Genomic DNA, 13800 nt, shown 5'->3' with positions numbered 1-13800 from the left:
TGTTCCATCAGCTTAGTTTCAACAGCTTAGTTTCAACAGGTAAAATTAACGATTAAATCGGTTGCCGACAAAAACATTATGCTAGCGATAACGGCTTAAGCGGCGCGCTATCAATGCCGCAGGAGCTGCGAACAACTAAGGTCGTCGGAATAAGCTGCGCACTCACCTCTTGTCCGCGGATAAGTTTGAGTACACTGTCGACTAAAATTTCACCGGCTAATTGAGTGTTCTGCTTAATGGTCGTTAATGGCGGATTGGCAAAACTCGCCACAGGAATATCATCATATCCCACCACTGCAACTTGTTCTGGGACTGAAATCCCCTTCTCTTTCAACGCACGAATAGCACCAATGGCAATCAGATCGCTAGCAGCAAAAATAGCATCAAACTGTGCGCCTTTGGCCATCAATGCCATAGCTGCATCGTAACCAGCACTTTCAGTGCTAATTGCCGACACTTGCTTAGTGCGATCAACGGGAATATTCGCCGTTTGCAGCGCTTTCACATGGCCTAAATATCTGTCCCTAAACTCGGGGCTGTGGCTCGAGGCATCGCCTAAAAAGGCAAAAGCTTTACGACCAAGGGAAATCAAGTGCTCTGTGGCAATCAAGCCACCTTGATGATTATCACAACCAATGGAAAGTACTGACTTATTGTTATGCTCAGCACCCCAGATCACAAAGTGAGTATTCTGCGCGAGCAATCGCTCCAGCTTTTGCTCGTAGTCCATGTAGTCACCGTAACCAAGCAGAATAATGCCGTCAGCTTTATTACTGTCTTCATAATCGGCGTGCCAGTCGCTGGACAATTGCTGAAAAGAAACCAATAAATCATAACCTTGCTGCGCCGTTGCTCGGGTAATGGAGCCAAGCATAGACAGGAAAAAAGGATTGATTAACGAGTCATCGTTGGTGGGGTCTTCACACAATAACAGCGCTAAGGTATGGCTATTTTGGGTGCGAAGATTACTGGCATTTTTATCGACCTTATAATTCAGCTCTTTGGCAATAGTTTGAATACGTTGGCGAGTTTCTAAATTGACTAACGGGCTGTTTCTAAGGGCACGGGAAACCGTTGACTGGGATACGCCAGCACGATAAGCAATATCAATCGAGGTCGCTTTCGATGCCATAAAGAGGATTTAACCTTAGTTATTATTTTGCGTCGATACTAAAACAGTTCCACCCACTTGTATAGACGAATGCGTTAACATCCGTCTTACATTAGAGACTCTGCTTAAATGCCGAGCTGATCGAGCAAATCATCGGCTTCATTATCAATGGCACGAGTCGCAATGGCGGGTTTATCGGCCATCTTAACCCAAGGCGAAACATTCGAATTTGAGTCGTTATTTCCCCCAATTGAACTGTGCTGCTCTAACAGACTATCGGGATCGAATTCTTCATCGTAGACAAATTCATCTAAGCGAATGAATTCGGTTTTGTCCATGGCAAACTCGAGGTAAAAAATATGGTTATTTTCAGTCCTAAACGACACTCTACGGACAACCGCATCGTCTAAGTTAGCGTCGATTGATATGGTTAACTCTTTATTAATCGTCAACATTTTTGGTTGGCTTTGGCTGATGGATGTTTGTAATTCTTTAGAAATTTTATTAATAAAATCCCCTAGAATTTGGTTCATCAGTTCGCCCATCACATTACTCACTTCATCTGACGTATGTGAAAACGCGAGCTCAGACTCAGGCATGCCCATGTTCAGCATGTAGCGACGGTAGATTTCAATCGCCGCCGAAGCTGAAAAGTTGATCACCACTAGGCCTGAAAAACCACCGTCGAAAATCGAGAAACAACCGAGATCAGGTTTAAGACGAGTACGCGCAATACTTTGTACCATACCCGCATGGGTAACATTGCTGGCACTGGTGCTAGAAAGGACGTGGGCGACTGAGTGGCATAACTTCAGTAAAATATCATCCGACGTTACGATAGTATTTGTGGTCATAATCGATTCTCAAACTGAATAATGAATTAATCTTGCGCGTAAAAGCGTAAAAAATCAAAATTAAAACAATTGATTAGCCTAATATAGCAAGATGGCAAAATTAACATAATGCTAACTTATTGATATTTAATAGATCAGATAAAACCTTCAACATAAAGCGACTTATAAAACGGCCTAACTTAATAAGAACATGCCCCATAATGCAACAGATTAAAGTTCCCTATCACTATTCCCTGCTTTAGATCAAAGAAACTCATATTTTATAACGGCTTTTACTTAATTTATGTCACAGACGATTCAATTGAGATTGATTCGCAGGTATATTGATGCACAATAATAAGTCCTTAAGGAATCCAAATGATCACGTTTTTGCGCCGGTTTACCATTTTGCAACGCTTAATGATGATGCTCCTTATGGCCGCGATAGGGACTGTGTGTTTTGCCAGTTTTTCAATTAAAGAGCAGTACAGTAATTTAATTGAACAGAAATGGTTGCAGATAGATGGTCAGCTCGCCAGCATGTTAAGCGTGATAGATGTGCACCGTCAGGATGCGCTCAAAGGTAAGTTTAGCGAAGCAGAAGCTAAACAAATCGCCGCGGATTTAATCAATCAAACTCGCTATTCAGGTTCAGGCTACTTCATTGTTATTGATGATAATAATCAAATCCTCGCCCACGGGGATAGCGCAAATCTTATTGGCACCTCAGCATTAACCTTCAAGTTACCTAATGGCACAAATCCCTTAGCCACTATGCTGCCATTAGCGCGTGCTAAATCGAAAACAACCCTCGAATACCCGATCGCCGATCCTATGACCCGTGCGATAGAAGACAAGCTTGCTGAAGCCCGTTACTACCCGCAATGGGGCTGGACAGTCATCACAGGCGCCTATCTTAGCGATGTCAAAGCGAGCTTAAAGTCAGTCATTATCGACTATCTGATTATCATGTTTTTGATTTCAGTGCCGATTTTTGCCTTCTTCCTTGTGCTTAACCATTCCATCACCTCACCATTAAATGATGCTATTGATGCCCTTGAAGATATTGCCCAAGGCGAAGGCGACTTAAGTCAGCGCATTAATGCTCAAGGTAAAGATGAGATTGCCCATCTCGCCCGCGCCTTCAACATGTTCGCCCAAAAAATTGGCGACATGGTCGGCCATTTACAACCTTTAGGCCAAGCATTAGATAAAGATGCAAAACAGCTTTTGATTGCAGTTGAAGAGTCCAATCAGAGTGCTGAACATATCCACAGAGAAACAGGCAGCGTCGCCACAGCCGTCAATCAAATGCTGTCGACCACCCATGAAATGGCGAGCAACACCCAGCAAGCGGCCGATGCGGCGAACAGCGTAAAAGAACAAGCGCAGCAAAGCCAAGTCGTGATCGACAACACAGTCAGCAATACAGAAAAACTGGTGGCAGAATTAAAAGCTTCTGAAGTCATCACCCAAAAGCTGGGCGTCGCCTCACAGCAAATCGGTAGCATTCTCGATGTGATCCGCAGCATTGCCGAGCAGACCAACTTGCTCGCCCTCAATGCCGCCATTGAAGCTGCTCGAGCAGGGACCCACGGCCGTGGTTTTGCCGTAGTTGCCGATGAAGTCCGCGCCCTTGCTACTCGCACCCAAGACTCGACCAATGAGATCCAAAAAATCATTAGCGAGATCCAATCCGGTGTTGGCTCAGTGATGAAGAGCAACAATCAAACTCAACTGCAATCCGATGAGCTACAGGCCCAAGCCCACGAAGCGGGTAAAGCCATGGCGGCGATTCTGCAATTGATTGCCCATATCAGTGACATGAACACACAATTAGCCAGCGCCACCGAAGAGCAATCACTGGTAACCGAAGAAATTAATCGAAATATTTGTAATATTTCGGAATTAACCGAAGTCTCAGTAAAAGCTAACGAAAGTAATAGCCATGCAGCTCAGTCACTGCAAGACATTAGCCAAGACATGTCCCGCACCTTAGGCCAGTTTAAAATCTAACTAAAGTGTATGAGAACGGCATGACTTGTCGATTGGGGCGCCATAGGGCGCCCTTTTCTTTGGGTAAACCTTCTGGTAACGCTTGTTAACCGCTATCTCACCAATAATAAATTTCAACGACAAAATCCCATTAACCACAGATTCTCTGTCACGCTAACGTTTGATATGCGGTATGCTTTAGCCTTAAAAATCCAACCGAGACACTGCCATGCGAATGACCTTAGCCGTTCACCCTGAACAGTACACAATTCATAGCTTTAGCCCGAATGCCGTATTGCCCAGTGAGGTTTTTGCACAGGACATGTATTTCATTGGTAAGACCCAAGAAGGTTTATCTTTAGTCGTTTCCAGTGAAATGGAACTCGACAGCCTAGAGCAAGAACCGGGCTGGTGTTGCTTTGAAGTACTCGGGCCACTGGGATTTTCGATGACAGGCATTTTATCTAAAGTGTCTGGCACCTTAGCGGACGAACAAATCAGTATTTTTGCGATTTCGACCTTTGATACCGATTACATTTTAGTAAAAAATAATCGCCTCAAAAGTGCCATCGCCGCCTTGAAAAAACAAGGCTATCACATCATAGAATCGAAAGACGAAGTGTAATACCCCTTTAAATATGAGCTCATCTACTATGTACGAAAAAACAGTCACCATTACCGCCAAACATGGCATTCATACCCGCCCAGCAGCCTTACTGGTTAAAGAAGCCAAAACCTTTGACTGTGATGTCATGGTCGAATGTAATGGTAAGCAAGCCAGTGCTAAGAGTCTGTTTAAGCTACAAACCTTAGGCTTATATTCTGGCGTCACGGTAAGAGTGTTTGCCGAAGGTGAACAGGCACAGGCCGCGGTTGAGAAAGTCTCTGAGCTGCTCATAACTCTAAGCTAGGCCTTTTCTTACGCTAAAGTGCATTTATCTGCAGGTTTAGCCGACACGCAAAAAACTCGTCTCGACCGTCTTGACATACTAATGCTTTACAAGCTTAGCGTCACTCAACTAGACTCGCTATCGCTAACGGACACTCAGTTCAGTGGTTAATTTAGGAAGGGATATGTCAATAACGGGGATTATAGTGTCATCGGGAATTGCCTTTGGACAGGCTCTTCACCTGCACCACACCGAACACCACCTCGATTATCGCCCTATTCCCCTGTCTAAAATCCCTCAACAACAGGGTAAATTTGCCAAAGCCTTGCAAGAACTACAGGCACAACTGACCCACAGCCAAGCTGCACTCGACAGCGACTCCGAAAATTATCAGTTGATCGAAGCCGACTTATTGTTATTAGAAGACGATGAATTAATCGAGCAAGTGAACGATGCTATTCGCACCTTACAATTGTCGGCAAGTGTGGCGGTTGAACGTATTTTTGCCCATCAGGCCAATGAGTTACAATCCTTAGATGATCCCTATTTAGCCAATAGAGCCCAAGATGTGCGCTGTTTAGGCCAAAGAGTCGTCGCGGCGATAAACGGCCATTTAGCTCAAGGGCTCGAAAAACTCGATAGACCCACTATCTTATTAGCGCAGGATTTGACCCCCGCCGAATTTGCCTTACTGCCGCGGGAAAACCTCTGCGGTATTGTACTGAAAACGGGCGGTTTAACGAGCCATACGGCCATTTTAGCCAGAGCAGCCGGCATTCCAGCCATCTTAAGTTGTCAGTTCGACGCAGACTCTATTCCCAACGGTACGCCCTTAGTGCTCGATGCGCTCGCGGGTGAACTTTGTGTCAATCCCAATCCAGACCAACAGGCAAGACTCACAGTCACCTTTCACCATGAACAAGCAAGACGCGCAGCACTTCAAACTTACAAGGATGTCCCAGCGCAAACCCAAGACGGTCATACTGTGGGACTCATGGCAAACGTGGGTAATCTCAACGACATCACCCATGTCAGCGATGTCGGCGCCGATGGAATAGGTTTGTTTCGCACCGAATTTATGTTGATGAACGTCGCCACCCTGCCCGATGAAAAAGCCCAATACAGCTTATATTGTGATGCATTGCACGCTCTAGGCGGTAAAACCTTTACCATCCGCACCTTAGATATAGGTGCAGACAAAGAACTCCCCTGTTTATGCCAAGAAATTGAAGATAATCCTGCCTTGGGTCTTCGCGGCATTCGCTACACCTTGGCGCACCCAGAATTATTTAAAACCCAATTGAGGGCAATTTTGCGTGCCGCCAACCATGGCCCGATCCGTTTGATGTTCCCTATGGTCAATCAAGTCGAAGAATTGGACGAAGTGTTTGCACTTATTGCCCAGTGCCAAGATGCCTTGGAAGAAGAAGAGAAAGGCTATGGCGAACTTAGCTACGGTATCGTTGTCGAAACCCCTGCTGCGGTATTCAACCTCAACGCTATGCTGCCAAGACTCGATTTTGTCAGCATTGGCACCAACGATTTGACCCAATATGCAATGGCAGCCGATAGGACAAACCCGCAGCTTACCCGTGACTATCCGTCCCTTTCGCCTGCCATTTTAGCCTTAATTAACATGACAATAACCCAAGCTAAGGCCGCTAATGTTAAAGTTTCTCTGTGCGGTGAACTCGCCAGTTCACCACAAATTGCGCCACTGTTAATCGGCATGGGGTTGGACGAACTCAGTGTTAACTTAAGCTCACTCTTAGAAGTGAAAGCGGCCATTTGCCAAGGCAGCATCACACAATTTTCGGCATTAGCGCACACAGCATTACAACAAGATAGAATTGCAAGCTTACAGCAGTGTATAACAAGCTATAAATAGAGACATTTATTCGTTATGCTGCATTACAGAACAAAAACAATGACAAAAACAAGCAAAAGAGGCTCTAGATTATGGGATTTTTAAGCCGAATAAGGCGCTTGGTATCGGGCCAGACTCAATTAGCTGGCGGTATCATGGTATATGCCCCCGTTTCCGGGGATATCGTCGCCATTGAAAAAGTCCCCGACGTGGTTTTTGCTGAAAAGATTGTCGGTGATGGCATCGCTATCGCCCCCAAAGGCGAATTAATTCTGGCGCCTATCGACGGCACTATAGGTAAAATTTTTGAGACAAATCATGCGTTCAGTATTGAGTCTCCCCAAGGTTTAGAGCTATTTGTTCACTTTGGTGTAGGTACAGTCGAGCTGAGAGGCAAAGGGTTTAAACGTTTGGCCCAGGAAGGTCAAGAAGTGAAAGTCGGCGATCCGATCCTGTCATTCGATATTGATTACCTTAAAGATCAAGTCGACAGCCTACTCACTCCTGTCGTTTTGGCAAACATGGAAGATGTCAAATACCTCGACAAAGCCCAAGGCAGTGTCACCGCAGGCAAAGACGTGATCTTTACGGTACAGCTCTAATTTAACCATTTCGAATCAATCGTTTATCGATTGTTTTCTGAATAATAAAAGGCTGACTCACCATCATGAGCCAGCCTTTTAAGTTTTTGAAAACCAAGCCTATACACGGTATTTGAATTCGCCAAACTGCACCGATACACAGGCTTGAGAGAATCTATTTCGACCATTCTCACGCTAAGCATCACGTTCCCTGCGAATAACGGCTACATGGATCTAGTACATTAATCTGCTTTAAACATGGCAAAATCGGGGCGCGGCAATTTATCTAAAATACTGTACAGATAAATCACCAATACCGAGAGTAAAGCGCCTGTCAAAAACAGCCACTGACCGCCAAAATGATCCAATATGATGCCACCTCCAAGGGGCGCGAGCGCAAATCCTAAGTCATAGAATGAAGCAGCCCCAAAGTAGGCGCCGCGAAGATGATCAGGGGCTAAGCGGTCGATATGCACATTCATAGTGGGGAACAAAATAGTCTCGGCGACGCTCATCACCACAATCGCACCTATCCAGCCCCAAAATAGATCCAGCGGATTAAATGCCAGCCAGATTTGTGAGCCGATCAGTAATAGCAATCCGATTTGAATCCGTTTGACGAGCGGAAAACGGGCCATGAGTTTCAATAGCAAAAATTGGGTGGAGATAATCACCATAGCATTGGTGAAAATCATGCCAGAAATTAACGTCAGCAAATCAGGCGCACCAGCGCGAGTAAGATATTGGATCAACGAACTGTCCATTTGGGCATAAATGAACATACACAAAATATTGGCAAAAATTAAACATTGCAGCAATTTATCTTGCAATAGAATGGCGATAATTTGCTTACGGCTCACGACTGCCGCTTTTTTCGTGCTTGCCTCTACATCAGTCGATAAGCTATTCACACCACGATTAACACCATCACTTGTCATGTCATTTACAAAGTCACTTTCACTGCCACTCGTATCGCCACTTAAATTGTCACTCGATAAGGCGCCAGCCGCCATAGCAGGTTCCTGACGGGTTTGATGGTTAAATCCCCAATATAACAAGGCCAACAATACGGCAAAGGCCACTGCAGTAAGGTAGAAACTGGATTGCTTGCCCGTAAGACCAAGCCATACCCCCAACATAGGGCCAACGGCGCAGCCAACGTTGACGATAAAATACAGCGACTGCATCGCCAATTCGCGTGTCTTAGGATCGGCAATAATGTCGCCAATAGCGGCGGATGTCAGCGGTCGCCACAGTGAAGTGGCCATAGAGCACAGGGTCATCACGACCACATACCCCTCGACAGAATTTGCTTCAGCCAATAACGAAAACGAGATGATATAGAGGATGCCCGTCAGGTACATCAGCTTATGACGACCGATTCTGTCGGACAATGAGCTACCAACAAAGCTCGTAAATACCGAAATAATCGCGGCGCTGGACAAGACCATGCCGACCTCTGTGGCACTTAGCGCAAATTTCTCATATAAAATAACGGCTAAGAATGGCCACACCATGTAATAACTGCCACGGGTGATAAAAGACCCAAACAAAAATATCCACATCAAGCGCGGAAATTGCTTAAATCGCTGCAATGAAACATCGCTGTGCATCTTAATCCTTTAAAAGCGCATTGACCTCAATGCTTAAATCAAACTGATTTTAATGAAAAAACAATATATACAAGGCACTTAAGTTAAACAAGTGTTAAAAAGTTAAACCAAAGCAAGTCACCAGCGATTATTATCTCTAGAAAATTAACGTTTTATTAATCACCAGATATCAGCCACACATCCCACTTGTGACATGCGACGCACAATGCCACAATGCCAGCAAAATCAATGCTTGCAAGCCAAGCGTCCATCCACACTGGAGCATCATTTTGACCCTCTACGGTATTAAGAATTGCGATACAGTGCGTAAAGCACGTAAATGGATTGAAAATCATCAACTTCCAGTTCATTTCCATGATTTTAGAGATGACGGCCTACGTCAAGAAGACCTCGAATTCTGGTGTAACACCTCAGGCTGGGAAACCGTATTCAATAAGCGCAGCACGAGCTTTCGTGCGCTCAGTGACGCAGATAAAACCGATATCGATCAAACCAAAGCCATTCAACTTATGCTGACGCAACCGACACTGATCAAACGCCCCGTCTTAGTCGTCGGTGAACAAGTGCTGATTGGTTTTGATGAAGCCGCCTATAAAAGAGTATTCTCAGTATGATGCTTGCCGACAATTATCCCGTTACAGAACTGACAAAAGCGCTGATCGCCCGCCCTTCGGTGACACCGCTTGATGAAGGCTGCCAAACCTTAATGGCTGAAAGACTCAGCGCCATCGGCTTTAATATCGAACCTATGGTATTTGAAGACACCACCAATATGTGGGCTCGCCGTGGCAGTGAAGGTCCCGTTTTTTGTTTTGCGGGTCACACAGACGTTGTGCCAACGGGTGATGTGAGCCGTTGGCACACGCCACCTTTTGTGCCCACCATCATTGATGGCTACTTATATGGCCGCGGCGCAGCGGACATGAAAGGCTCACTCGCTGCTATGGTGATTGCCACCGAACGCTTTGTGGCTAAACACCCCAATCATCGTGGCTCTATCGCCTTTTTGATCACCAGCGATGAAGAAGGTCCATTCATCAACGGCACGACGCGAGTCATTGATACCTTAGAAGCGCGCAACGAGAAGATCACCTGGGCATTAGTCGGCGAACCCTCATCAACCCTAAAGCTGGGCGATGTGGTCAAAAATGGTCGCCGCGGCAGCTTAACTGGCAACTTAACCGTGAAAGGCATTCAAGGCCACGTGGCCTATCCACACCTTGCCGATAATCCAATCCACAAAGCCGCACCTTTCTTAGCCGAGCTAAGTCAGATGCACTGGGATAATGGCAATGAGTTTTTCCCCCCCACCAGCTTCCAAATCGCCAATATTAATGGCGGCACGGGCGCATCGAATGTGATCCCTGGTGCACTGGAAGTGATGTTTAACTTCCGTTACTCCACCGAAGTGACCGCCGAAATCTTGATTGAGCGAGTTGAAACTCTATTGAAAGCCTATGAGCTAGATTACGATATCAGCTGGATTTTCAATGGCCTACCATTTTTAACCGGTGATGGCCCGTTATTAGATGCAACCCGTATCGCGATCCGCCAAGTCACAGGCTATGAGACAGATCCACAAACCACAGGCGGAACATCAGACGGTCGCTTTATCGCGCCAACGGGCGCCAAAGTGTTAGAGCTTGGCCCTATCAACGCCACCATTCATAAAGTGAATGAATGCGTTAAAGTGGACGACCTTGAGCAGTTAGCCCTGTGTTATGAAGTCATTTTGGAACAATTACTGTGTTAGCACATCTGAAGATCCGTCCCGAAACCGCAAAGCTTTACGGCTTAAGCTCCCCTGAATTGGTGGATTATTTAAGCCCGTATCACCTTGGTTATCATAGCTTTGGGTTAGAGGAGAACACAGCTATCGCCTTTAAGTCTATGGCGGAAAAAGCTGAAGATGCGGGCATAAAACTCGCGATTTGCTCGGCTCATCGTCCCTTTGAACGGCAACTGGCAATTTGGAATGCCAAGGCTAGCGGTAAACGCGCGGTATTGGATGCCAATGAGTTACCAGTCAATATTCAGGGCTTAAGTGACGATGCCATAGTTGACTTGATTTTGCTCTGGTCGGCGTTGCCTGGCGCTTCACGCCACCATTGGGGTACCGATCTCGATGTGTTCGATGCGGCTCAAATTGATGTTAAAGCCCTGCGCCTTGTTGAAGCTGAATATGTTCAGGGCGGTCCCTGCGCTAAATTACATGCTTGGCTGGTAGAAAATGCCCATGATTTTGGCTTTTACTTCCCGTTTCAGCTGGGACAAAGTGCGGTAAGTCCTGAGCCTTGGCACATCAGCTATTTCCCTGTAGCACAGTTATTGTTGCCACAATTCGATCGTGCCGAACTGGCAATCCTGTTAGAAAACAGTGATATGTTGCTAAAAGATGCAGTACTCGCCCGATTAGACAATCTAATAGATGAATACGTGCTGCGTATCGCTCAGCCCTAATCACGAAATACTCGCAAAGATCAGTCAACACTGGTTAAGCATAGCGCTATATCGTCAAATGGGCGCCAAAATGCGGTTTAACACAATGATATATTTGATAAAGTAGGTTTTATGGATTTTTCTTCACACCGTCAGCAGCTTGTTATTGCCGATCGAAAATTAAGTTACCTTGATGTCGGCTCAGGCCCTGTATTGTTGTTTGGGCACAGTTATTTATGGGATAGCGCTATGTGGGCGCCTCAAATTGCCACCTTAAGCGCCCAGTATCGCTGCATAGTGCCTGAACTTTGGGGCCATGGTCAGTCAGATTTACTGCCCAATAACTGCAAAACGCTACTCGATATTGCCGATCAAATGCTTGAGCTAATGGATGCTCTTGAGATAACTCACTTTAGTGTTGTCGGACAATCTGTCGGTGCTATGTGGGGCGCAGAATTGGTACTGAAAGCACCAACAAGAGTTAAAACCCTCGTTATGCTCAACAGTTTTATCGGCTTCGAACCCGAAGTCACCCGTGCGAAATATGATGGCATGCTGGATATAATTACCGCCGCTAAGGCGATCCCTGCGCCGCTGATCAGTGCAATTTCACCTTTATTCTTCGCCAATGATGCCGAGAATAACACGCCCGAACTGGTTACGGACTTTGAACAGTCACTTGCCAGTATCACAGCGGAGCAAATCCCCACGATAGTTAAACTTGGACGAATGATTTTTGGTCGTCGCGATACCATGGAATACGCCGAGCAATTGACGCTACCCTGCCTCATCATGGCTGGCGTGGAAGATAAGGCCCGCAGCGTATTGGAAAGTTACCTGATGAGTGATGCCATTGACGGCAGCCAACTTGTGCATATTCCTGCGGCAGGACACATATCAACTCTCGAACACGCTGAATTTATTAACCAACATTTAGCCGATTTTCTGGCTAAACATTATTAATCAATCGCTAAATCTACGCTTCAAGGTGCGAAAACTCGCATCTTGAAGATGAGTATTTCTACTTAGCACATGTTACTAAGATGTGCTTATATCAATATTGCTCACCCATACTTAATTCCTATTTTATGGATAAATACATTAGGCTTTACTTTATTAAAGTCTGTTATTGAGCACGCCTCGTTTCATTAAACTCACCTGTGAAACCTCTATTAACAAGTAAAGACCTTGTTTTTGTTCCAAGCGGCTTAAAAAATGTTGCACAAAGGTGAAATCTACTAATTATCAACTACCTTTATACTGTATTCCCTCAACAAGGTATTCTGCCATGAGAAAAAGTACAGTTGCCCTCTGCGTATTCAGCACACTTTATATACCGTCTCTTTATGCCGATGTTCAAATAAATGGATTTGCCTCTATTGTCGCGGGCTCAAGTCTAAGTGACGATAAAAGCTATTATGGTTACGATAAAGAACTCGATTTTAATAATGATTCCAAAGTTGCCTTACAATTTACCGCCGATCTTGGTAGTGGCTTAAGAGCTACTGCACAAGTGCTATCCAGAGGCAGTAACGATTATAGCGCTGAATTCGAATGGGCTTATATCTCCTATGACATCAGCGACAAACTTATGCTTATGGCAGGTCGCCAACGTTTTAATCTCTATAAATACTCCGATTATATTGATGTAGGCTATGCCTATCATTGGATCACTCCGCCCCGCGGAGTTTATTCACTGCCATTTAATTCAGGTGAAGGTGTAGGCTTAGTTTATGCCGATTTATGGGGCGATACCGAAGTAGGTTTGACCTATAAATACATTACCACTTCAGTTTCTGACTACTCGCCTACCGGTTCATCAACGCCTCCTGCGCCCTTCTCCGCCGAGGGCCACATAATGAACTTTAACTTTGTAACCTCAGGGTTTGAGTACGGTTTAAATATTGGCATAGTCACCGATTTCTCCTACGAATTACCCGCATTGCTTGGCTTAGGCAATGCAATTTCTCAAACCGGACTCTTTACTCAGCAAGTGGTTGATGATCTTTTACCGATTAATGACAGCGCGCTACTCATTGGCGCTAACGTTAAATATGATGCTGAAAAATGGTTTATTTTGGCCGAATACACACGAATTGATGTCGATCCCAGTAGCTTTAATATTCAAGATTCAGCCTTTGTTTCCGGCGGGGTCCGCTATCACGATTTCACCTTCCACTTAACCTACGGTATTGATAAAGGTGAGCCCCAATACGATGCCTATGACGCTATGTTACCTGTTTACAATGGTCTGCCACCGGCAAACCAAGCTGCACTCGCACCGCTTGTTTTTGGTACACAAGCGGCGCTTGAAGCACAACAGGAAGACAGCGCCTACTACATCATAGGCACCCGCTGGGATTTCCATCCTTCTGCCGCACTGAAACTAGAGTACACCAACTACAGTAACGACAAACCGTCCTCCGATGAACAGTTGCTGAGTATGGCAATAGACTTAGTTTTTTAAGGAG

The 13800-nt window shown here is 45.4% G+C and carries 13 protein-coding genes; 10 read left to right on the top strand and 3 right to left on the bottom strand.

Going from position 1 to position 13800, the window contains the following annotated elements:
- Positions 1-76: 76 nt before the first annotated feature.
- A complete protein-coding gene (locus tag L5M29_RS08385) occupies positions 77-1132 on the bottom strand; it encodes a LacI family DNA-binding transcriptional regulator (RefSeq protein ID WP_263167283.1) in 1056 nt (351 codons plus the stop codon).
- 104 nt (positions 1133-1236) lie between these two features.
- Positions 1237-1965: a DUF3334 family protein gene (locus L5M29_RS08380; protein WP_263167282.1), complete on the bottom strand. Its 729-nt coding sequence runs from the start codon at positions 1963-1965 to the stop codon at positions 1237-1239.
- 357 nt (positions 1966-2322) lie between these two features.
- Here L5M29_RS08380 and L5M29_RS08375 point away from each other — a divergent pair, with 357 nt between their 5' ends.
- The 5 genes from L5M29_RS08375 to crr all read left to right on the top strand — a co-directional run bounded on the left by L5M29_RS08375 (position 2323) and on the right by crr (position 7298).
- Positions 2323-3960 carry a methyl-accepting chemotaxis protein gene (locus L5M29_RS08375; RefSeq protein WP_028760053.1) on the top strand — a complete coding sequence of 546 codons (1638 nt, stop codon included), beginning with the start codon at positions 2323-2325 and terminating at the stop codon, positions 3958-3960.
- Positions 3961-4168: 208 nt separating this feature from the next.
- The gene (locus tag L5M29_RS08370) at positions 4169-4564 is read left to right on the top strand and encodes an ACT domain-containing protein (RefSeq protein WP_028760054.1); all 396 of its coding nucleotides are present in this window, start codon (positions 4169-4171) and stop codon (positions 4562-4564) included.
- Between the two features lie 28 nt (positions 4565-4592).
- A complete protein-coding gene (locus tag L5M29_RS08365) occupies positions 4593-4850 on the top strand; it encodes an HPr family phosphocarrier protein (protein ID WP_028760055.1) in 258 nt (85 codons plus the stop codon).
- A gap of 163 nt (positions 4851-5013) precedes the next feature.
- Positions 5014-6717 (top strand): phosphoenolpyruvate--protein phosphotransferase, encoded by a 1704-nt coding sequence (gene ptsP / locus L5M29_RS08360; protein ID WP_198573285.1) that lies wholly within the window; start codon positions 5014-5016, stop codon positions 6715-6717.
- 71 nt (positions 6718-6788) lie between these two features.
- On the top strand, positions 6789-7298 hold the full coding sequence (gene crr, locus L5M29_RS08355) for a PTS glucose transporter subunit IIA (protein ID WP_006081821.1): 510 nt from the start codon (positions 6789-6791) through the stop codon (positions 7296-7298).
- A gap of 221 nt (positions 7299-7519) precedes the next feature.
- Here the strand turns inward: crr and L5M29_RS08350 are convergent, their stop codons facing one another.
- Positions 7520-8890: an MFS transporter gene (locus tag L5M29_RS08350; protein ID WP_219251548.1), complete on the bottom strand. Its 1371-nt coding sequence runs from the start codon at positions 8888-8890 to the stop codon at positions 7520-7522.
- Positions 8891-9159: 269 nt separating this feature from the next.
- Here L5M29_RS08350 and L5M29_RS08345 point away from each other — a divergent pair, with 269 nt between their 5' ends.
- The 5 genes from L5M29_RS08345 to L5M29_RS08325 all read left to right on the top strand — a co-directional run bounded on the left by L5M29_RS08345 (position 9160) and on the right by L5M29_RS08325 (position 13796).
- Positions 9160-9504, top strand: coding sequence for an ArsC family reductase (locus L5M29_RS08345; RefSeq protein ID WP_105252601.1), 345 nt, complete (start codon positions 9160-9162; stop codon positions 9502-9504).
- Positions 9504-10643, top strand: coding sequence for a succinyl-diaminopimelate desuccinylase (gene dapE, locus L5M29_RS08340; protein ID WP_263167408.1), 1140 nt, complete (start codon positions 9504-9506; stop codon positions 10641-10643). Before L5M29_RS08345 ends, dapE begins: the two co-directional genes overlap by 1 nt.
- Positions 10637-11350 carry a M15 family metallopeptidase gene (locus L5M29_RS08335; protein WP_263167278.1) on the top strand — a complete coding sequence of 238 codons (714 nt, stop codon included), beginning with the start codon at positions 10637-10639 and terminating at the stop codon, positions 11348-11350. The genes dapE and L5M29_RS08335 overlap by 7 nt, the downstream gene beginning before the upstream one ends.
- Before the next feature lie 111 nt (positions 11351-11461).
- A complete protein-coding gene (locus L5M29_RS08330; protein ID WP_263167276.1) occupies positions 11462-12292 on the top strand; it encodes an alpha/beta fold hydrolase in 831 nt (276 codons plus the stop codon).
- Positions 12293-12617: 325 nt separating this feature from the next.
- Positions 12618-13796, top strand: coding sequence for a porin (locus L5M29_RS08325; RefSeq protein ID WP_263167275.1), 1179 nt, complete (start codon positions 12618-12620; stop codon positions 13794-13796).
- Positions 13797-13800 lie beyond the last annotated feature (4 nt).

This window comes from Shewanella sp. SM95, assembly GCF_025653595.1.
Classification (GTDB): Bacteria; Pseudomonadota; Gammaproteobacteria; order Enterobacterales; family Shewanellaceae; genus Shewanella; species Shewanella oncorhynchi.
Note: the sequence above shows the minus strand (reverse complement) of the source record. Positions and strands in the feature narration are given on the sequence as shown.